This is a genomic window from Streptococcus sp. 3.1, assembly GCF_016648915.1.
GTDB lineage: Bacteria > Bacillota > Bacilli > Lactobacillales > Streptococcaceae > Streptococcus > Streptococcus salivarius_E.
The window spans coordinates 22428-43905 of record NZ_JACLQV010000015.1 but is presented as its reverse complement, the minus strand read 5'-3'; the positions used below and the strand labels follow the sequence as shown (position 1 = coordinate 43905).

Genomic DNA, 21478 nt, shown 5'->3' with positions numbered 1-21478 from the left:
GTATCTCTCCTATTTTCTACTTAAATTAGGATGATGATCTTCTAAGACAAATGGCTCATCATTGAGTTCTGGTATTGATATCCAATAAAAATCATCGGTATCAAAACCGTGTGTCATAGCAATTTCGTGCCAGACATCGGGAGCTGTATAGGTATACCCTAAAAGTTCCTTTCGGTTTTTTCGTCCAAAATCAATTTGACGCCCTTTTAGAAAATCTACCATACGTTCATAGGTGAATTCTGTGTTCAACAAAAAATCATCTTTCCTTTCAAACGTATCTATGGTTTTACTGATTGTATCAACCAGGTATTTTCCAATCATCTTTTTATTGTTATAAAGAACAATAGTCAACTTCATGACGTTTCTCCCTGAATTATACATGAAATCACGTATAGTGTTATCTCTAGTATAACATGAAAACGCAGTTGACTCATAATGAGTTCTAAGTTTCATTTTTTCTCCTTTTATCTAAAACTGGATTTTAAGCTTTCCACAATGGGCTAAAAATTGTTCTGCTTCTTTCTTAGCCTCTTCATCTGCAGCTTTGTTCCGTTCTCCTCTCAGTTGAATAATCCTATTATTTTTCAATTCTAGGGTATAAAGAGGAGTTTCTCTGTCAGTTTTATCACGTACAAAGACAATAATAGAGGAACCGTAGACAAAGTGTTCCTTTGCATACCTTCCAACACAGTGATGTAGGTGTTTCCCCTCTCTGACAATATCACTTTCATTTTTAGGAAAGATAAATGCATACTTGTCAAATGTTGTCTGAGCCTTCATCATGTTTGCCAAGCGTTCAGCTGTTACAATTCTCAACTTCGCCTCTTTCTTTTCTTCCTCACGTCGTCTTTTCTCCGCTCTCAAATTACTTACGGCATTAGTTACACGTAAATGAGTCCCACGTTCTAGTTGATTCTCGAGAAGAACCGAATAATTTTCGACAATCTCTGTATGTTTGTTTTCCCAATTTTTAGGTATAACTACATAATCTCCATCAAATGGAATTCCCAGAGCTTCTACCATTTCTCGATAGTCCTCATAATCACGAAGACAGACCTCATTCTTCATCATCCAGTTAATGAAACGAATTGGTTTCACCGTGGATGGTAAGATACTATTTAAACGCTTAATTAGTGGCGTCCTAATAGGAACCATAGCATTTATAAGCAACTCGTATAAACCCTCGAACGTTCGACCATATTGTCTACGCATATCTTCCTCGAAAAATGCCTTTTCGATATTCATATCCGTATTTTTTAGATACTGTTTATTCCTTCTGAGAAAATTCATGGTAACCTTACCCATATTTGCATGCTTATGTCCAAGACTACGTGAGTAATAAGACCTATAAAACGTAGTACCTACCAATTCTTTGACGACTCCACACGCCTTTATTTTTTGAGCGAATTCAATACGTTCTCGATATTTATAGATATGAGGTAGCACTGAGCTTATCTCAAAATTATCTTTAATCACGTGTCCAAAATCTAAGTATCTCAACTCAGATTTTGATTGTAACTTTTCAATAAGATTTTCCATACCACCATAAAGCATATAGACACTAAATGCACCAGAACCGAAAAAGAGAGCATTTCTCTGATTTTGGAATCCAGTACTATAGATTTCTTTACCTTCTTTAGCTGAAAGATATGGATCCCAGTGTGCTTTTACCATCTTATTGTTGGCAAGCTGATAAAAGTTATAAAGGCTGACGTCAAACTTTTCTTTTCCTTCTTCAAATGATTGAGTCACTGCATACATTTGCATTTCAATGCGTTTCTTTGTGACTCCCATCCAGACAAAGTAAAAAGTATCTCCTACAAAGGTTAAACGGCTGTTAAGTGATAAGCGTTTTGTAACCTTTTCCGAGAATTTTTTTCGGTCGGAAGAGATAATTGTCTTAGACTTATTTGACCATTCATAGATAGGAAAATTATTCTTCGCCCATTTGAAAAATCCGTTAGGAACTTTTAAACGATTATCTACGATTTCTTGAATATTCTCTGCTTTTGTCATTGTTTTTCTCCTTAATTAATAAAAAATGGCCCTAGGACCATTTTTTATTTTGTTGTTGTTAAAATTCGCCTTCTTCAACAGATAAATCTGAAAAAAGATCTAACTGTCTCCCATCCTTTTCAGGAGTTTTCTTAGTTGGGATTTTCTTTTTAGTTTCTGTTTTAGTTAGGCTCTTATTCTGTTTCTTTTTTGGCTTCTTAGTTGGTTGCTTGGTTGATTTCTTACTACCAGTAGTCATTTCCCCTACAACTGATTTGGTCTCAACCTTCTCAGCGGTAAAATACTCTTTAACCCAAGAAAAGACTGTGGCATCATCAACCATAGCACCTTGACCATTTCTATAGTCAGATTTACTGGCTTTTCTGATGCAGTAAGCCATAGCATCCTTAATCGTACGATCAAGATGTTTGAGGATCCCAGCAATCAGCTCATCATCCTCTTGATGATCAACTATCCAATTATGAATAGCATCCTCAGTCGGTGTATGTGCTTCAGCCATCTCTTCATCAAAATGGCTTACTGCCATGAAGCGGTCAAATTCATTAATTTCCATCGTCATTGTTTTTCTCCTCTTAGAACTCAAACAAGCTTAACTGTTCTCCTTCAGTTGTTGGTTTATCTTCAAATGGCTTTCGGCAAGCTACTAGTGTTTTTGGCTCCTTCTCAACCTTATAAATAGGTTGCATTGCACGATAGTTCTCAAAGAACGTGTCAAAAAATGCGAACAAAAGGTGTCGACATTGCCTCAAAGCCCTATACTCTAATCGAGTATAGTAAGTTGCTTCATCAGATAGCAGTTCTGAATCTTTGGTATAAGTTTCAAAAACCCACCATTCAAAGCCACGTGCAAACACTTCAGTCGGTGTCAAATAATAATCCAACTTATTCTTAATATGAACAGCTTGAGCTAAGTCCGTTCTGCTTTTCTCTGCTATTTGAATAAGTTTTAGCAAGCTAGCCTTGTAGATATTACGAATATCTTTAAAGCTATGTGATGTAGAGCTAATGATACCTGATTGATCATACGTATAGTCTAAATAATGACCATACTCATGTATGAATGATGAGGTATCTCTTACATCAACTGCCATGATATTTAACCCTGGCACATAAAGTCCGCTTGCTTTATGTTTTCCTAGCTTTCGGAATTTGAGTTCAGGTTCTACGGTAGAATGAGGTAAGTGATTACACAACTTCTCCCATTCTTTCTCTAGAACCCTGAATTTCTCCTTATCAAAATCACTACGTCGATAACGCTCGGTATCTACTTCAACTTTCGAAAACCCTAAATCAAGAAATGACGTATTACTGTTCATTTCATGATCTTGAAAGATTTTATCCTCACGCACACTGGCTATCGTCTTAGTTGACTGATTAACATATTGTGCATTAAGGTTAGCTGCAAGAGCATCTTCATACTCTCTTTTAAGAACGTTAGCTATCTTTTGGATATTTCCATAATAACTACATTCCTTGTAGATACCTTCACTATGGATAGACATCAATTCAAGAAAGCTAAAAGATACTAGTCCATACCTCGTTTGAGAACTACTCTCTCTCCAAAAACTTAGGTTTTTCTTCAAAGGTACTCTAACCTTTGAATCGTCGACAATGAGAAGATACAAAGTGCGTTTGGTATCTTCTGCACTTTTAGTAGCAGGTAATCTACCTCCATCTAATGTGAGAAGAATCTGTTCACCGAAAAGGTGTTCGTGATTTACTTCATCTCTCAAACTCATGCCCTCGAACAGTCTTTTTAGCTTATTCGAAAAATGAGCTTGATCATAACCGATTGTTTCAATATCAGTCATAATGTCTTTGATTTTATAGGCTGTATAGACATTATCTTGTCCGAATACCTCTACTGCTACTGCTCCGACTTCTTGAGAAAAAAGTTCTTGACATTGATATCTGCGAATATTCGCATAATAAGTACAAAACTTTCTCACGATATTTGCAGCTTTATCAGTCTCTTTTATCTTCGGAAAAGTGACTTTTTTAGTCGTTTGTTGTGCTACTGCTAGTAAATTTGCCATTGTTTTTCTCCTTAATAGCAAAAAGGAAGGTAAAGCTTAAAGCTACTACCTTCCTCTTTCTCTTATATGTACTATGTACGATACACTATGAACTATACATAGTATGATATGCAATTTATTGCGTAAAAAAAGGAAACCTAATTATTGTTATCAAGTTTCCTTGCATAATCTCGTTTGTGACTCTCTATATTTCGAGAAATATCATTCTTATCCCAGATTTGTAATTCCCAAGGATAATAGAAATGACTCTTGTTTTTAAAGTAGAGATGGATGCCAGTATAGTCTTCAGTATCTTTTAAATACCAATTTTTAAGACCGTATTCTTCCTTCCAATCATCTAAACGATCCATCACTTCAGTAATGACAGATGTTGGCAAAATGACACGTGCTCCAAAAATATCATTTAAAACCGAATTTACTGGATACCCTTCTGGTTTTTTAGTAAAACGCTCAATCTTATCTAAAATAGATTCAGATGTCTTCACTCTATAGAAGTAACTAATATCTCTGACATCTGCTACCATTAAATAATCGTTGATAGATTCGTGCAGATTCAAACGATATTTTAGAATCTCATCAACTGGCACATTCGCAAAAGTGTGATTAAGATTGACTTTAGCAAGTTTACCACTTTCAAAATACTCTTCTGAATACTTTATATGAATGGTGTTGATTTCAAAGATCAATCGCTCTACTTTCTTGATATCCAACCCTTATACGTCTCCAAATAATTTTTCTTCATTATACCATATCCTGTTTATTATACGTTTTGAACTTAATCTTTTCTTCTGGAGAAGCTTTCAAAAGGAAATCATCGATTCCCTTTTCGTGAGGCCAGATTAGAGCACGAACCGTACAAGACTGCTTCGTAACTAGATCTTGAACCATGTCATACATACGTTCAAATACCGAGTCATTATCCTCAAAGTCTTGGTCAAATGCAAGATAAATTGGTTTAACCTTTTTGAGTTCAGTCTTTCCGATAAAGTCCGAGATAGGACGCCATGCTGCTACTCCTGCCATAGAGATAACACAGATATTCCCCAATTGAGAAAGACGTGTGTTTTTCGCAACTGACGCGGTGATATCTCCTTTAAGCAAACCTTCCGTAACTAGAAGGTTATCAACCTTACTCATAAGGTTGACTTTAGCCTTGCCTTCATCTGAAAAACGTGCTTGTTCTAAAATATCATCAGAATAAGCAAAATGGGGAAAGGATTTAGCACTAGTTCCCTCTGGCTTATATGCTGACGAAACAAAGACATATTTTTGCCCTTTTTTAAATGTCAACTCAAGTCCGGAACGAAGTTTAACACTAGTTTCCTTAGTTGTCCCACTTGCTAGTTCGTGTGATGAACCTTTAGCAAACACATACCAATCGAAACTTCCATCGTCATTTTGGAAGACCTTAGCAGTACGTGCATTTCGTCCCTCTTGAAAGACTTCGTTTACTTTGGCTTGATAACTAACGTTATCAAGACGTACTTGAAAACCTACAATTTGTCCCCAAGAATTGCGACATGGAATTAGGATTCCATCTTTTGATTCAAAAATAGGACATTTTGCGTTTTCGTTCCAATAGAAACCAGGAACTCCACGCCAAGCGTCTTTAGGAAGTCCATTTGCAACAAAGAGCTTTTCCCAAATAGTTGCTGGATGAGATACTGTTGTATCAACCTGCTTCTGGCGTGTTTGCTTTGTTGATGAAGCGTAGCCACGCAGTGCAATGGTCTCAACAGAAAGACCTCGTTCCGCACTTGTTAAGTGCTCGACATGTTCCTTAGTCAATCCCAACACATCAATAACAAGAGAATTTACTTTGTGAAGTGTTGAGATACTTGCCAAAGGTTGACTTTTCCAACTAGGTTCGAAAGTCACCTCTTTCGCTTTTTTAGGGTCCAAATCATAAATAGTCCCAGCACTACCAAATTGTGGTTTGTCTAGGTCAATCTTTCTAGCACAGACAGCCTTAATCTGATCTGCAAAAACCAGACACCAATCTGGTTTCCCACAAATAGGACAAGGGTAATCACGTCCTACCCTAATCATTTCGGTTTGTCCAATCGTAATAATTTTTGTCATTTTTTTCTCCTTATAAAATATAACATTGTTGTTGTAAAGTGACCTTGGAAAGTCTCAAACACCTGTTCGTAGCCTTTCCTCCGTTTGCCGACAAGTTAGAGTTGGGAACACCTGTTCCTCACCACTAATCATCGAGATGTCGCCTTCCTTTTTTGTCCATCTACCCAAACTCAAAACAAAAAAAGCATAACAAAGAAGCCGGCAAGCCTTGTCTCAAAAAACAAGGATGCACATACCTATGGAAAACCATAGGAAACTTCTCGTTATGCTTTTATCTGCTAATAACGTTTGTTGTAGCCTTTCAAAAAAATAAAGGCAAATTATCTCGTACCTGTTGTAAGCGTCAAGCCCCTTCTTCTGTCTGATGACTTAACTGATAGTTAAATGCGAGTACGCTCCCTTTTAACCCAATCAAACATGGTATGCTTATCGCTGGGACAGAACCAGTAATAGCATCTCCTCTTCCATGTTTACTTTTAAAATAGTCACTTGACTATGAATTCACCGTTAGAGGTGGTGAAATAGATATAAATATAATTATTTATGACTTTAGTATAGCAAAGAGAAACTAACATTACAAGTTAATCGTTATTCGAATTATAACTATATATACTACTCTTCATTGTATTATATACTATACATAGTCTATAGTTTACAACACATTATGTATAGCTCACCATTCGTAACAAACGTAGAACCAAACGTCATGAAACAAAAACATACAAGATACATTGCTAAACTATGTATCTTGTATCGTGAATCACCTATTATGCTCTTTATACTATTTTTTATATATAACTTATTAAACAATAAAATGTAATCATATATATAGTTTAAAATGTATCGTTCACTATACATCGTAGACTATCTACAATATACGATAAATAATAAACAATATATTATTTACACTACATATTGTATCGTGTATAGCAATGTATGTTGATGTTCTTTATTTTCAGAAGTATTTAATAAAAGATATACGATACAATACTTAGTAATACATTATTTAACTATATACTCTACATCGTCTAATATACATTATCTTATTTTATATAACATATAGTGTATCGGGTATACTCTAGTTATGGTTTGATACTCTGTAATATTTTTTGTTTTTGAATAGTATAAGGAATAGATGAAAGATATACGATATAATACCTAGCAATACATTATTTAACAATATATTTTACATCGTCTATAGTACACTATAAAGATTTATCTTTCTTTGTACTACACTATATATAGTCAGGTAATGTATAGTGTAGTGTATAATATTTAAGTAGAAACTCGAATATAGTGATATACACTATATATCGTTACATTATGTATTTTATATATGGAAAAAATACATCGTCTACCGTACATTCTTATATTTTATATAGTATATAATGTATCGTGTATTATTCTTGTTGAGTTTTGATACTATGATAGATGCTTTCTTTCAAAACATTATATAGTGAACGATACACTATGTATAACTTAATGCGTAACAATCCGGTTAGAAAAAATATATGCTATACATAGTGTATCTTGTATTATTTACGATATATCTATATACTACTTGATATTCGATTTCTATATGGTATACTTTAAGTAGTTAATTACATGTATCGTTTTGTTATACATAGTGTATCGTATATATTGTATTGAGAGGAGTAGATATGGTTGCAAATACAATCGTAGTAATGGATGAAAAAGGAGGAGCAGCCAAAACAACCTTGAGTTTATTATTGGCTCAAGCTCTAGGAAATGCTGGCTATAAAACGTGTGCAGGTGACTTAGATGGACAGTGCAATCTAACTACAGCAGCAGGAGTGAACGAAGACGAACAAGAAGGTATTTATTCTGTACTAAAAAAAGAAGTAGAAGTAGCTGATGCTATTGTCCCGGTTGACGGATATGATCTGCTTCCAGGTAGTAAGCTGATGAAGAACTGGGAGAGTGAAGCATCTGGTTTAAAAGATAGAGATTTTCGTTTAAGAAACGTTGTTCAAGATATCAATGACTACTATGATTTTGTTCTCTTTGATACCCCTCCTTTCTTTGGCGTTTCAACAACTAGTACGCTTTTTACTAATTCTAAAGTTTTTGTACTTATCCCTACAACACCTGATAAGTTTGGTATTGAAGGTGTAAAGGATACAATCGAAGATATTGAAGCAGTTCAAGAAGGATTCTCTTTCTTTGGAATTGATATTGTTATAGCTGGGATTGTTATAACTCAGGTTGATAAAGGGCCAGGCTTTAGTAAAAAATCAATTAAACAAGTCAAAGCAAGAGAAGCAGTATCAACTCTTGAGAAAATTGCGGAAGAACATAATACTAAAGTTTTTGAGCAATACTTATTTAATAATAAACAATACAAAGATATGATTGCTAATCAAGCAAATGTTTTTACAAATAGTGGCTATAGCATCCCTCAAAAACAAATCACAAATGTTATGAATGAACTAATTAAGACGATTGGAGAACACGATGCCGAAAAAGCTTAATACAATCCAACAAAGAAATTTTAATAACCTTTTATCAGCTGTTGAATCAAATGATCGCACAACAGCTAAAGAAGTATTTGACCGTTTTTTTAAAGGGAAAGAGATTGAAGAAGTAGTAATTGATAAACTTAAGGAGAAGCATGATATTGCTTTTCTAACTGAAGAAATTGTAGAACCCAAAAAGGCTGCTGTTTCTCCTAAAAAAGTAAACACTGTCACTCAGAAAAAAGAAAAAAACAAAATTCCTACTAAACTTGAACCAGCAAAAACCCCGGAAGAAAAAGTGCGTTCAAATCTAAACATGACACAATTATCAATGTCTCGTTTTAGTGCATTAAGAGCTGTTTTAAATAAAAAAGACCTCAAAGGAGAAAATGGCAATTATCCTAAACGTGGAGGATCTGATAAGCTATTCACTGAAATGTTAGATCAGATGTACCAACTTCTAGATGAAGAACAAAAAGAGTTGTTTAATACATTGGTAGAAACTGAGATGAGTTTTAAGTAATCTAATTTAACGTGTAGTTATCATACAAAAATGTAGGTAACTCGTATTGAAATCATTTTTTGCATACAAAAGTGTAGGTAATTACTACACTTTTTGTTTTGTAGTGATTTTAAATATAGTTTAGAGAGAACATATTGATGTTTTAAAGCTTAGTATTATTAATTTTGATTTAGTAATAATAGTTTAAATAGTATTAAGTAGTATTAAGTAGTATTAAGTGGTTAATAATAGTAACTAAGTAATTAATTATAGTTTAAGTAGTAGAACTCCTGAAACCCTTGCTGTTATTGAGGTTAGCTTACCGTTATCCTATAAAACTGTATGTATATCCTACAAATTGGTAGGTATATCATATAACTTTGCATGAAAGTCACACAAATTTGTATGTTAAGTCTACAAAAATGTATGTATGTCATATAAAATGGCAGGTGTATCCTACAAATCGGTATGTAAGTCCTATAAAGTTGCATGTTAAGTTTACAAAACTGCATGTATGTCATATAAAATTGTATGTATATCCTACAAAATGGTTGTAAATTTAAAAAAATACTATGAAAATCAGAATATTAGTGATATAATGTCATACAAAAGGGTTGTAATTTAATATTTTTATACCCTGTCACATATTGCAGTGAGTAATTAGCTTGTAGTAAAATAATTACTTTTATTTAAAATACGACCAAAATGTATGATGAATGAACTAAGAGAGGTAGAAGCATTTGGTAGAGAATAGAGAGTTCAGAGAAATCATCAAATATGATAATAAGTTCACCCAAATGTTTCAGCTGGGAGACCTTTCACCTCTTCAAGAAAATATGATTTACTCTATATTTGGTGAGTTGCGAGATGTTTATGATGAAAACGAAGCAGCAATATTTTCTTATTCGAGTCTGGCAATGCTAGCAGGTAATACATTTTACAGTTCTAGGGAACAAAAAATTGTTCCTAGGACTGGTAAGCGATTTGAAACTACAGTTGAGGAACTAGAGGAAAGAATGACTAAAATTGTATATCGACATCCCGAAAAGGTTGTCGATGGTAAGGTTGTCTCTTACACCTCCATCCCACTGTTCAAGACCTTTAGAGTAGACCACGAAAATAAACTCATTAAAATCCACCTGTCTGATGCGGAATATACTGAATATGATGAAGTAACTACAGAAGATGGATCAAAAGTAAAAGTAGCGGTCAGGCGTACAGTTAAAGACCTTTTTAACAACCCAGAGTGGGGTAAAAAAGCTAAGTACATTCAGTATGGACGTGACTACCATAACCTATTGAAGAGTAAGTATTCTAAACGATTATTTAGACATCTAGCAGACTGGCGTAAAACAGGCTTTGTAAAAGATACAGCTGAAGAACTAGAGCAAGAAGTTTTGATCTTGGATAGTCCAAGTTTACTTCGTTCGAAAGGTACTAAGCTGCAGCAAGCAATGGATGAAATCAATACGCTATTAGTTGATGAGCATGGGCTTCCTGTCATACAGGATTTAACAGTAGAGCGAATCAAAAAAGGAAAATCAATTACCCACTATATATTTAGGTTTAAACCGTTCGATGACGATTTGAGACGTATTGTTGCCACAAACGATAAAGTCATTACCTTTGAGAAGAAGAAGGAGTTAGACTTCAAACGTAAGATGGCTATCGTGATGGAGAAATTCTACACTGTTTTTCCTAAAGGGAGCAAGGCTGACAACTACAATAATAAAAATCAACTCAAACGTTGGCTTGAAACAATGGACCATGAACTAGTTATTGAGGCGTTGGAAAGAACAGGAAGTGATGCAAACCGTACTTTCGGTTGGACAAGAACGTTGCTCAATAAATGGGAAGTAGCAGGGTACACAAAACTTTCAGATTTGAGAGATAGTCATCCAACTAATAAGGATAATCGTCCTTCAAATGTTCCAGACTGGTCTGAGCCAAACTATGAAAATGGAACGGATGACAAAGACCGTTTAGGACTAGTAGTAGTAGCAGTTAAATCAGCAATTAAAATAGAACTCTCAAAGACGCCTGACGAAGATAATAAGGCGGATATTAAACATTTAGCAGAGAAACTGTTGCAAGAGAAGCTGTGGGAACTTAAAGATAAAGGTTTAGAGTCACTGTCTGATAGTCATTTTGAAGAGACAAGAGAACAACTATTGACTGAGATACTTGATTATTTTAAAGTATAACTTCAGATGTATTTTTGTAGATAGATTATATATATAATAGCGATACACGATGTATCGCTATTTTGTTTTAGAAATTTTTTTACTAGATAAATCTAAAATCAACATGCAATCTTGTATGATATAATAGGTTTAAAAATATAAGTGGTAAACCTGTAGTTAATTGCTATCATTATTGAGAGGAGGAGAATTATGTCAAAACAGAAAGATAAATATCTAGCACTTAGAAGGCAATTACCAGATATTATAGATGAGTATATATCTTACCTTCAAGTAGATGTTGAAGAACCTTCTCCCAAAATGGTCGAACGTTTGTCAGTGATCCAGAAATTTTTAAATAGCTATGCAATTACGATTGATAAAGAGGGTGTCTCACTATCATTGACAGACTTAGAAAAATTACCACGAGAATTTGTTCAAAATTATTTGGCAAATTTACGTCTTAAACCAGCGGGAAAAAGATTTATTCTCTATACTTTGGCAGGATTTTGGAATTATCTTACGAATACCTCTTTTACAATTGAGAGAGGGATGCCGTTGTTTTATCGTAACGTGTTTAATGAATGGAAGATAGTTTATAAAGAGAGTTATCACAACATAATATATTCCGAATCAAAGAAGAAGACTATTTTGTATACGCAGCAAGAACTCGAAGAGTTGCTTGATTTCATGGCAAACAGTTATGTTACAACGCTACCAACTCAGAAGAAGGCTGATAATTGGGAAAAGGAGAAGGAGCGAAATATTGCTATATTTGCAATCATAATTGGTACTGGAGCAAGTACTCAAGAAGTTGTTAACTTGACAGTCAGGGATATTGATATGCGTAAAAAAGGAATTTGGGTTGTTAGAAATAACGAGAAACAGTTTATACGTTTTCTCCCCTTCACAGTTCCTTACATAGCTCCATTTGTTAAGGAACGTCGGGGACGCTGGGACTTGGATCCTTCTATACCATCATTATTTTTAACCATGTTGAAAAAGCCTATGGGAAGAAATACAATAGGCCATTTGGCAAAGAACATTGGACATGCTTATGGTAAGGTAATCACGCCTAGTATTTTAAAAGACAGCCACGCCTCTATTGTTTATAAAGAGACAGGTGATATTAAGAAAGTTGCTGAAATACAAGGCTATAGTTTAGACAAGAATCATCTCATAAGATTTATCGAATAATAATATTGATAAATTTCTATATTAGTAAAAGGCCACTTGAGGCCTTTTTGATGTCACTGGGTTACGAATAGTGACTTCTAGGTCTATAATGAATTTATTGAGATTTAAGGAGGTCTTATGCTAAAAAAAAACAATGAAAAAAGAGGTTGTCTTGGCAGTCTGATTTGGATACCGATATCTATTATTGTTATGTTTTGTATAGCTGGATATGGTATGTCCCAGGGAATTAATGTACCCGGTATTTTGTCTGGTGGTTTTAATGTTATCAATAAGGGTGAACATGCCAACTTATTTGAGAAATTTATTCCAAAGTCAGAATCGTCGGAAACAGGGACCAGTTCTTCTAAAACCAGTGGAGGGAAATCAGATACTTTCAGTTATACTCCATTGCCTTTTGAAAACCATAAGCTAATGGTCAATGGAGATTTGGATAGTCTTGGTAGAGCAACATATGGGCACATCAGACTAAAGTATTCAGATAAGCCACAAGATGGTAGGGAAAGTAAAATTAATGTTGACCCAGTTGGCTGGCATAACTATCGTTTTAAGTACGAAGATGAGCATGGAAAAGTCAAAAAAGCTTATCTGATGAATCGCGGGCATCTGATTGGTTATCAGTTTTCTGGATTAAATTCTGAAATCAAGAATCTAGTGCCTATGACACGCTATTTGAATGCTGGAACGATGGCTGATAGTAAAACGGATACTAATAATCCAAACGGTATGCTATACTATGAAAACGCACTAGCCAAATGGTTGAAGAACAACCCAAATATGTACTTAGATTATTGTGTTGTTGCAAACTATACTGGCAATGAGTTAATTCCTAGAACTGTAACGCTTTACTGGACGTCCTTTGATGAAAATGGTACACCGTATGGTGTTGAACTATCAGAAGAAGGATTAGCAACAAGTGATGGAAATGTGAGTTCTGTCACACTTCAGAACGTTTCAAAGAATGCTAATATTAACTACTTAGATGGTACAGCCACAAGTAATTACTAACATTGATTATAGAATGTTCTATACTACAATATTAATCAGCGTAAACTTTTGAATACTAAAAAGAAGATAAGCATCATTTCTAAACGTGGTTATCATGCAGAAGCACACAATGAAATTTTTGAAGTTACCTTTATATTTTGGGTGCTCTAACCTTGCATTGATATCAAAAATCTATATAATAATAATTAATACAGAGCCAGAAGAAAGGGTGAGAATTATGTTTATGATCTTGGTTCTATTACTAACATTAGCGAGTTTCTTATATGTTACCATCGGTATCGCCAAGAAAATATTTTCAATTTTCGCCTTAATTACACCAATTGTAGTCTTGTGTGTCGGGCTTCTTATCGCAATGAATTAACAAAAGTCAAGGGGTGTCACTATCTTACAGATAGTGACCTTTTTTGTTATGCTTTTAATGTCAAAAAAGACATTAAAGGAGAAACATATGAAAGCACTTAAACTTATAAGAGAGGACGGTTATGAAAACGTCCATTATGCTAGTTTAGGGGAGCAAAAATTTAAAACTTTGGTTGTTGCAGATAGGAAAGATGAACAAGAACAATGGTTTGAGCAACCAGGAATTGAATGTGTCCCAGAAGAAGTATCAGACATCATTCGAAACTATACACTCCCATATATTGACCTCGGAAATACTGAAGATGAGTATTTGTTAGAACAAGCAACTAATAAGGTTGTATCAGTTGTGGTAGAAAATGTGCTTGAAACACAACCATTTATTCCTAGAAATAGAAATGGTCGCCCTATCGGTGAAGGTGTAGCTTTCTGCGATATGTTAGTAGGTCGTATCCAAAATGGAGAACTTGCTGGAACAACAGTTTATATTAAACAAACTGAATCTGGTTTCCGTCAGCCAAAAGATTTCTTTAAAATGGTCGGACGGATTTTTCCTTGTAAATTAACTGACATCCATATCCAAACTATCGAAAATTATAAACTCACAATCAATAACCCATCAAACTATGTTGTTGAAGGTAGTATTGAGTTAGCTGAGTGGTTAACGAATTATCAACTTCTTCAGCAAATTGAAAAGAGTAAAGATAACTCTTCTCGTAATCGAGATAGAAAAAACATCTTGGAACGTACTCATGAAGGTATTGTATCTGCCGTGATTAACAATGGTAGCAATGCAGGTATCATGGTAATGACCAAAAAATTACAAACGGTATTTATTCCAAAACATAGGGTAAGTTATGAGTGTGATTCTTCATTTGTTAACCTAGACGAAGTAGTATCAGTCTTTGATAGGGTGGAATTTAAAATTACTGGGGCCAATCCCCAAAAACCAAGTCCAAATCAAAGAGAACGTCACATTATCCATGACTATATTCGTATCGAGGGAGATATGAAAGTTCTCGAAGAAGCACCTCAAGATGCTTTGATTGAGATGATTGATAATAAGAAAGTCATAGGACGATTGTTTAAAGTGCGATTTATCAGTTTTGACCCACAGAGTCTACATACCGTAGAGTTGGTTGACTTTCCAGGTATCAAAATTAAGATGAAGGACTCAGGTTCTTTAAATCGAGTTCCTTTTAAGCAAGGAGATGAAATTTCAGTTGTTATTCAAGATGCTCATTATCGCTGGGTAGACGCAAATAGCAGGGGGCGTCGAGTGGCTAAAAAAACTGAAGAAGTGAGCAGTAATTCACAGAATACGGAAGAGAAAAAATGTCTGTTTCGTATCAAATCACGTTTCAATAGTTTCTATCCAAATCGTGTGAACAGTAAAATCTTATCAACATTTTTCACTAGTTGAGTCGCATATAGTTCCCTCTGAAATGGGAACTTTTTGTTTACGTTCGGAACAGAAAAATTTAACAAGGAGGGAACATGAATCATCATAATATCAATGCTATTGTCTATTATCTGATAGTCTTTATTCGCTATGTCTTACCTATTACCTTGGTCTTTATCGGTATCGGTAGGTGGAGTTATGCTAAATCTATCAATAATCCAGAGAAACAAATCATGGGAGTAAATTTTGCCTTAAAATCAATTTTATTCTTATATATCGTTACTTTTATCCCTATTTTCATCATCTATGGACTCGCAATGATATCAAAGGGAGGCACACATAGTGGTGACTTCTCTATGATTAGTTTCGTAGAGGTCTTTACCCTAATAGAAATTCTAGCAGTTGGAATATTACCTGCATATGGTTTCATACAGGGATACATATATCACTATCAATGGTTGTTTACAGAGGGTAAGAAAACAACAAGCTTACCTCGACGAAATCTATTCATTAGACTTGGAATAATAAGTCCGATTGCTATTGTTGTATTTATGGAATTCTTGAAAAGAATGTTTGCTTACTAGAGAGGTACTTTATGCGGAAGATCTTGAAATTATTTTTTAATCGTTATTATACAAATGGTAAGCGAACTATAGATATCTTACTGTTTTGTTGGCGAAAATATATTGATTGGGTATATCATATATCTTTTGGATTATTTGCTTTCAATATTATTATGTTTATCTTTAGATGGCGTTTACCTAATTGGGTATTTATATCTTTATTTATATTTTTGTTCGTTAATATGGCTTTAGTTTTATACATTGGTGTATGGCACAGTAATGTTACAAGTCGTCAAATTTTCGTGTTATTTGAAAAATATGATACCTTAAAACGAGCAGAACGAAAGAAGATTATTGGTAAGTATGCTATAAGAGCAGCGCTAGCAGCAGTACTTATATCTTCTGGATTATATGTATTAACAATCAATAACTTTATCTTATCCCTCATCAATCGTATGTATGATGTAGCCGATAATTATCTCAAATATATGCCCTGGTCAATACCAAATGGAAGTCAGACAGGTATTGTATTAAGTTATCATACCCTAAAACCCTTAATAGGAGCTGACTGGTTTAACAGTTTATTATTGTTGACTCCGATTGGAGCTATTGGTCTTATTTTTTACAATAGCTATGCGACTGGGATTGCTGAAAAAACCTATGAGAAACTTGTTGAGCAATGGCTAGGAGGACGTTACTTCCAAGATAGTGTATTAAGTAATATTGTTCATAATCAAGATGAAAAAGGTCAAGCGAATTTGGTTATGGGACTTAACTCTAAAACTGGAGAGCAAGTGATTTTACATGCTAATGAGAGGACTTATCACACTATTATCTTTGGTTTGATTGGTACTGGTAAATCGGCAACGATTCTGATTCCAGCAATGCTACAGGATATGGAAAATATGAAATACTATCTATTATCCTATCGTAAGTATTTGATGAAAGTAGATGAAGAACTGGAACAAGAATTCTTTAGCACAGAGTTTGAACGTAAGAAAAAAAGACGTGAATTGTTGGAGCAGTGGTATAACAATGGTTATGCTGCAGAGCTTACAAATGGTATTTATATGACTGAACCATCAGGTTCGATGTATGGCACAATTGTTAAGTACGCTCATAAAATGGGCTTCCCTGATGAAATGATTTGGACTCTAGATCCTACTAACCCAGGAACTGGTGCAATCAATATTTTGGATGGAGATACTACTCAGGTAAAAGGGGCGGTTCGAGACTTATTTAAACGATTTAGTGATCCAAGTGGGACTGGTTCTTCTTTCTTCCTTAACCAAGAAGGACAACTTACTGATAATATCATTACGGTCATTAAAGAGGTAGCGTTGATACCAGATGCCCCAATAAACTACATGTTAAAAGGTAAGTCTCCAACACTAACTGAATTCTCAAATATGTTACGTTCTAGTGATTGGATTGAAGCCTATATTGCTGTTTTTGAACAATTACTCAATCGAAAGAAAAGGCTTTTTGAAGAAACGTTGAAAAAGCATGAAGAGTTCTTAGAGCAGGAAAAAAAGAAGTGGTTAGAGGAATCAGAGTACAATCGTGAACACGAACACCTCTTTGATACTATCCTTAGACCAGAGAATGTTCATGAAGCTATAAACGCATTTAATGATGAAAGGAATAAACTTGAAAACCTCCAAAGTTCTTATGATTATTTCATCAATGCTCATCAATTAAATTCGTACACAGAGGAATATTATTACACCTTTGATGCTAACGTATCTGGTCTAAAAGCAGTCATTGATGACCTATCATCTTCACCAGAAATCCGTCGTGTATTTTTCTCTCAAAGCACCAAGGATTTGGATATCGTTTTAAAAACGGGTGGGATGATTTTGGTCAATTCTGCTAAAGGTGTTCTTGGTAAAGAAAAGTCTCGAATGGTAGCACAGATGGTAACACTAGTTATGCAAAATGCTGCTCAAAGACGTCTTCCAGATAAGTCTCCTTTCTTTGCTTTTTATGAAGATGAAAAGAATGGTTACTTGATGCCAGGTAATGATAGTAACTTCCTAGATGAGTCTCGTAAGTTCCATGTTCCAGTTATGCATGCTTATCAACATGACGAACAAATTAGGGATTCTATTGGCGAATCTGGGGCTGATGCAATCAAGATGTCTTATCGTAATGCCTTTACCTTCCAACAAACCTCAACAAAGGTTGTAGAGTTCATTAATCTACGTTCAGGAGGAAAACATTATGCTCTTAAAGAAACCAAACGTGCAGCAAACGATGATCTCCTAGCAGGGAATCAAGGGAACTCAAGTGCGACTTCAGAGGAAGTAGTAGAAGAAGATAACTTCACTGCTAGAGATGCAAATAACCTAGAGAAATTCCAAGTTGGTGGTGTTATCGTCAGTGATGATGAAGTCTCAAATATGATTTATTTGACAACATCTCCGCATTTTGAAATGGATATTTCGAAGGACTCTTTTGTCTCACATACACCTTTCAATAAGGTTTATGGGCTTGGAGAAGAAGAACCGGAAATTGCAAAAGCATATAAGTTGTGGAGAGCAGAAGTGATAGAATATTATGCTCAAAAAGAGTCTGAAAGCCACCTCTATGAAAGTGATTTTACTGACGAAGAATGGCAAGCAATCATGGATGTTAAGGTGCCAAATGTTGATAGTAATGTGAATGATACAGTTGGGAAAAAAGATGATTCCCCATCAGTTAAAAGAACAATCTTAGTCAACGATAGTATAACAGAACATAGAGAAGGTACTTCAATTAGAGAAGAGGTAACAGAGGATATTGAGCAAAAAGAAGAGGTCAATAACTCAGAGAACCCACCAGTTGTTGAAGAAAAACAAAATGTAAATAGCAAAAATGATATTGGTGAGTTAAAGGATAAAGAAATAACTCAAAGAGTGATCCTAGCTCCATCATCTACACCCGAAACAGTTGATACTCAAAATATACAAGCACCTAATCAAGAGTTTGAATTACCTCAAGATCTCTCTCGTGTAGCTCGTGAGAAAGCAACTAGAACTTTAGAAAGTAATGTAGAACAAATGGATATTGATGAAGAAGAAGGGTTTTAGATAACATAAAAAGCGACGGAAATTTCCGTTGCTTTTGTTCTAATTTTGAGAGTCATTATACGTTTCTTTATTTGCCTTATAGGCATCCTTTCTTGCTTTTTCTTCTGCTCTTTTTCTCTTAATTTCCTCTTTTACCTCTTTGACCTTATTTTGTGTTTCAACAACTAAATCATCAATAGATACATCTGGATTTTCTAGTTTTTTCAATTCGAAATAGATTTGGCCTAGTTTATCTGTTTGTGATTTTTGATAAGCCTTAAGCTGTTCCATAGCCTCTTTTTTTTGTTGTTCGTATGCCTCAATTTCCTTAATAAAATCTGATTCAGTTTTTTTGTTTTTTCCTGCCATAATTTGCCCCTTAATTATTAATTATATCTAATAGTATAGAGCAAGAATATTAAAAGTCAACCCATGTCACTCCCTTGAAAATAATCTATTCTAGGGTATACTGAACACTATAGCGACCTATTATAAATGAATCCTAATAGTAGTTATTAAGTGCTTAAAACCCTATAAAACCGGTTGTTACGAGTGTTATGTAATAACCAGATTTTATGAATGAAAGTAGAGAGAGAACAAAAGTCTAAGAGTTTACTGTATTTATAGGGTTGACGACTAATATTAGAAACTCGTAAATCATAAATGAGTAAATAGTGGCAACTATATAGCTAGAATAAACCATGTTTTTAGGGATTATCGTTATAAAAATAAACTACGACGTTATGAATGAGAGGAGATGAAAGTATCAATCAGTATTTTACGGGTACAAAGGAATGTTTGAGCAGGTCTATATCAAAGGCTAAGCATAACTTTAAAAATAATATCTATACTCTTCGAAAAAAGACCAGATTATATACCCTATTGATTGACTATTTTAGGACTAAAAAATGCAAGATATAAAAAATAGAGATTTTACCTCACTTATTTCAAATAAAAAAAATAAAATTCATTACACTCAGAGAGATAAAATAGCTTCTTATTTTGTTTCAAAAAAGCAAAATATCTCACTGTCGTTTTCAGAAGAGGAGCTTATCATCTTTTATCATTTACTGAGGTTTGGTTATTTTGATAAGGAAATAGTAGACCTCATTTATACTGCAGTAACTCGAAAATCCAAAACTCCTAATTCATGGTTTTATCGTCTTGTTGGAAAGGTGAATCATCCTATTTCAGCATGTTCGGATGCTAGAAGCGGTAAGAGAAAAATATATTATCTGAACAAAGGTTTTAGTACCTGGTTGCTTACTATGATTAAGGGGATTGATAAAATACGTTTACTAACGACAACGACAGAATATGATAGGTCAGTATATAGCATTGTCAGTAATAACCTTCTAGGAGGGAAACCTCAAACCGTAAATATTCATGATCTAGAGACCAGACATTTAGTTGCTAAAATCTTAAACAAGCTTTTTTTTAAAAACCAAGACAAGTCTGTTTATGACCTAAACATACAAGTCGTATTTCCTATTAGTCGGATTAATCTATTAATGGTTCCTGATGCTGTCATGTTCATAAACGATAAACCTTTTTTTATTGAGTATGACAGAGCAACTGAGCGACAAACAATTCTACTTTCTAAAATATTTGGTTACGCAGAAGAACCAGCATTCGAAAATTCTAGTTTATTTTTCGTTTTCGAAAATAATCGTAAAGATAATACACAAGTGTCTAAACGTTTAATGAACTTTTTAGAATATGTAAATGACGTTAAGGTTGAAGGTGTGACTGGACATGACATGTTAAAGCGTAAAAATATTTCTTTGTTTAGTCAGACCACAACAAATGCCTCTGACGTTATTGTAGAAATCATGCAAGAAAAGATGTTTTCAAATCGTAAAGATTGGTGTGATTGCGAGGCATATGATTTTTCAGAACTGCAGAAAATAGATTATCTCGTTAAGGAGATATCAGAACCTTTAGATGATGATAAATTCCAGTTATCAGCTGTTGTTGAAACTGACTCATGGGAATTGAAAGAGTACCCTATGATACCTATGGCATATATCAAAAATGACTTGATTCCACACTTAACTAGTCTCTATGAAGAACTCTCAATAGAGTATGAACATATGATCATTGTATTCCCAAAAGAAGTCTTGCCAGAAAAAATCAAACTTCCTTTTGATGATTATTTCTTTGTTGTTTATAGATAGAGTAAAGGAGTTTGTGAATGGATTATTTGGAATACTTAGGAAGAAGACTTGTATGGTTAGTTGTTTCGCTTGTAGTTGTAATCGTAGTAAAAAGACCAAGACTTTTGAAAGGATTGGCCCTAGTAAGTGATGAAGTTATCGGTAAAATCAACTACTTTATTTTCTTAACGATTGCTTGGCTAGTTCTTGTTACATATTTTATTTTGTACTTGTTTACGGTAGTTACTTTTTTCCTATCATGGCATTCGCTAACCCTGAATAATGTGCTGGAAGTGATTTTACAAACCGTATTAATCATACCAACACTCTATACGTTATTTGTTCCACATAACGAGGTTGTCAAGAGAGTTGATGAGTTCTTATCAGCGAAAAAAGAATAAGTCACGGGCAGCAACTGCAACATGTAATCATTTTCTCAACTATTTAAAAATATG

The 21478-nt window shown here is 34.3% G+C and carries 17 protein-coding genes; 10 read left to right on the top strand and 7 right to left on the bottom strand.

From position 1 onward, the window contains the following. Nucleotides 1-9: 9 nt before the first annotated feature. From H7U02_RS08815 to H7U02_RS08790, 6 genes are all read right to left on the bottom strand, one after another. Nucleotides 10-357 (bottom strand): hypothetical protein, encoded by a 348-nt coding sequence (locus H7U02_RS08815; RefSeq protein WP_260318472.1) that lies wholly within the window; start codon nt 355-357, stop codon nt 10-12. A 111-nt stretch (nt 358-468) separates the two neighbouring features. Then, nucleotides 469-2016, bottom strand: coding sequence for a PcfJ domain-containing protein (locus H7U02_RS08810; protein ID WP_201043193.1), 1548 nt, complete (start codon nt 2014-2016; stop codon nt 469-471). A gap of 58 nt (nt 2017-2074) precedes the next feature. Continuing rightward, entirely contained in the window at nt 2075-2575 is a 501-nt protein-coding gene (locus H7U02_RS08805; protein ID WP_201043192.1) for a Cas9 inhibitor AcrIIA9 family protein, read from the bottom strand. A 13-nt stretch (nt 2576-2588) separates the two neighbouring features. Continuing rightward, complete coding sequence (locus H7U02_RS08800; RefSeq protein ID WP_201043191.1) at nt 2589-4052, bottom strand: hypothetical protein; 1464 nt, start codon at nt 4050-4052, stop codon at nt 2589-2591. A 137-nt stretch (nt 4053-4189) separates the two neighbouring features. After that, a complete protein-coding gene (locus H7U02_RS08795; RefSeq protein WP_201043190.1) occupies nt 4190-4762 on the bottom strand; it encodes a GTP pyrophosphokinase in 573 nt (190 codons plus the stop codon). Nucleotides 4763-4793: 31 nt separating this feature from the next. Beyond that, nucleotides 4794-6134: a DUF3854 domain-containing protein gene (locus H7U02_RS08790; RefSeq protein WP_201043189.1), complete on the bottom strand. Its 1341-nt coding sequence runs from the start codon at nt 6132-6134 to the stop codon at nt 4794-4796. A 1661-nt stretch (nt 6135-7795) separates the two neighbouring features. Between H7U02_RS08790 and H7U02_RS08785 the strand changes: the two genes are divergently transcribed. From H7U02_RS08785 to H7U02_RS08750, 8 genes are all read left to right on the top strand, one after another. Continuing rightward, nucleotides 7796-8626: a ParA family protein gene (locus tag H7U02_RS08785; protein WP_002887170.1), complete on the top strand. Its 831-nt coding sequence runs from the start codon at nt 7796-7798 to the stop codon at nt 8624-8626. Then, the gene (locus H7U02_RS08780; RefSeq protein ID WP_002887168.1) at nt 8610-9134 is read left to right on the top strand and encodes a hypothetical protein; all 525 of its coding nucleotides are present in this window, start codon (nt 8610-8612) and stop codon (nt 9132-9134) included. The genes H7U02_RS08785 and H7U02_RS08780 overlap by 17 nt, the downstream gene beginning before the upstream one ends. A gap of 719 nt (nt 9135-9853) precedes the next feature. After that, entirely contained in the window at nt 9854-11317 is a 1464-nt protein-coding gene (locus H7U02_RS08775; RefSeq protein WP_201043188.1) for a replication initiation protein, read from the top strand. Between the two features lie 189 nt (nt 11318-11506). Further along, nucleotides 11507-12490 carry a tyrosine-type recombinase/integrase gene (locus H7U02_RS08770; protein ID WP_201043186.1) on the top strand — a complete coding sequence of 328 codons (984 nt, stop codon included), beginning with the start codon at nt 11507-11509 and terminating at the stop codon, nt 12488-12490. Between the two features lie 213 nt (nt 12491-12703). After that, a complete protein-coding gene (locus H7U02_RS08765; protein WP_256262648.1) occupies nt 12704-13495 on the top strand; it encodes a DNA/RNA non-specific endonuclease in 792 nt (263 codons plus the stop codon). 448 nt (nt 13496-13943) lie between these two features. Beyond that, nucleotides 13944-15275 (top strand): hypothetical protein, encoded by a 1332-nt coding sequence (locus H7U02_RS08760; protein WP_201043184.1) that lies wholly within the window; start codon nt 13944-13946, stop codon nt 15273-15275. A gap of 74 nt (nt 15276-15349) precedes the next feature. Continuing rightward, nucleotides 15350-15838 (top strand): hypothetical protein, encoded by a 489-nt coding sequence (locus tag H7U02_RS08755; RefSeq protein ID WP_201043182.1) that lies wholly within the window; start codon nt 15350-15352, stop codon nt 15836-15838. A gap of 221 nt (nt 15839-16059) precedes the next feature. Next, entirely contained in the window at nt 16060-18888 is a 2829-nt protein-coding gene (locus H7U02_RS08750; protein ID WP_260318471.1) for a hypothetical protein, read from the top strand. A 39-nt stretch (nt 18889-18927) separates the two neighbouring features. On the opposite strand, the gene H7U02_RS08745 is transcribed toward H7U02_RS08750, so the two are convergent. Continuing rightward, nucleotides 18928-19236, bottom strand: coding sequence for a hypothetical protein (locus tag H7U02_RS08745; protein ID WP_201043180.1), 309 nt, complete (start codon nt 19234-19236; stop codon nt 18928-18930). A 539-nt stretch (nt 19237-19775) separates the two neighbouring features. On the opposite strand from H7U02_RS08745, the gene H7U02_RS08740 reads away from it, so the two are divergent. Beyond that, entirely contained in the window at nt 19776-21044 is a 1269-nt protein-coding gene (locus tag H7U02_RS08740) for a replication-relaxation family protein (protein ID WP_260318470.1), read from the top strand. Between the two features lie 17 nt (nt 21045-21061). Then, nucleotides 21062-21424, top strand: coding sequence for a hypothetical protein (locus H7U02_RS08735; RefSeq protein ID WP_201043178.1), 363 nt, complete (start codon nt 21062-21064; stop codon nt 21422-21424). Nucleotides 21425-21478 lie beyond the last annotated feature (54 nt).

What these genes read in the sequence shown, in the direction of transcription:
- H7U02_RS08790 (WP_201043189.1), bottom strand. Translation starts at nt 6,134, where the DNA reads ATGACAAAAATTATTACGATTGGACAAACCGAAATGATTAGGGTAGGA.
- H7U02_RS08785 (WP_002887170.1), top strand. Translation starts at nt 7,796, where the DNA reads ATGGTTGCAAATACAATCGTAGTAATGGATGAAAAAGGAGGAGCAGCC.
- H7U02_RS08770 (WP_201043186.1), top strand. Translation starts at nt 11,507, where the DNA reads ATGTCAAAACAGAAAGATAAATATCTAGCACTTAGAAGGCAATTACCA.
- H7U02_RS08760 (WP_201043184.1), top strand. Translation starts at nt 13,944, where the DNA reads ATGAAAGCACTTAAACTTATAAGAGAGGACGGTTATGAAAACGTCCAT.
- H7U02_RS08765 (WP_256262648.1), top strand. Translation starts at nt 12,704, where the DNA reads ATGTCCCAGGGAATTAATGTACCCGGTATTTTGTCTGGTGGTTTTAAT.
- H7U02_RS08800 (WP_201043191.1), bottom strand. Translation starts at nt 4,052, where the DNA reads ATGGCAAATTTACTAGCAGTAGCACAACAAACGACTAAAAAAGTCACT.
- H7U02_RS08815 (WP_260318472.1), bottom strand. Translation starts at nt 357, where the DNA reads ATGAAGTTGACTATTGTTCTTTATAACAATAAAAAGATGATTGGAAAA.
- H7U02_RS08740 (WP_260318470.1), top strand. Translation starts at nt 19,776, where the DNA reads ATGCAAGATATAAAAAATAGAGATTTTACCTCACTTATTTCAAATAAA.
- H7U02_RS08780 (WP_002887168.1), top strand. Translation starts at nt 8,610, where the DNA reads ATGCCGAAAAAGCTTAATACAATCCAACAAAGAAATTTTAATAACCTT.
- H7U02_RS08735 (WP_201043178.1), top strand. Translation starts at nt 21,062, where the DNA reads ATGGATTATTTGGAATACTTAGGAAGAAGACTTGTATGGTTAGTTGTT.
- H7U02_RS08755 (WP_201043182.1), top strand. Translation starts at nt 15,350, where the DNA reads ATGAATCATCATAATATCAATGCTATTGTCTATTATCTGATAGTCTTT.
- H7U02_RS08745 (WP_201043180.1), bottom strand. Translation starts at nt 19,236, where the DNA reads ATGGCAGGAAAAAACAAAAAAACTGAATCAGATTTTATTAAGGAAATT.
- H7U02_RS08805 (WP_201043192.1), bottom strand. Translation starts at nt 2,575, where the DNA reads ATGACGATGGAAATTAATGAATTTGACCGCTTCATGGCAGTAAGCCAT.
- H7U02_RS08810 (WP_201043193.1), bottom strand. Translation starts at nt 2,016, where the DNA reads ATGACAAAAGCAGAGAATATTCAAGAAATCGTAGATAATCGTTTAAAA.
- H7U02_RS08750 (WP_260318471.1), top strand. Translation starts at nt 16,060, where the DNA reads ATGGCTTTAGTTTTATACATTGGTGTATGGCACAGTAATGTTACAAGT.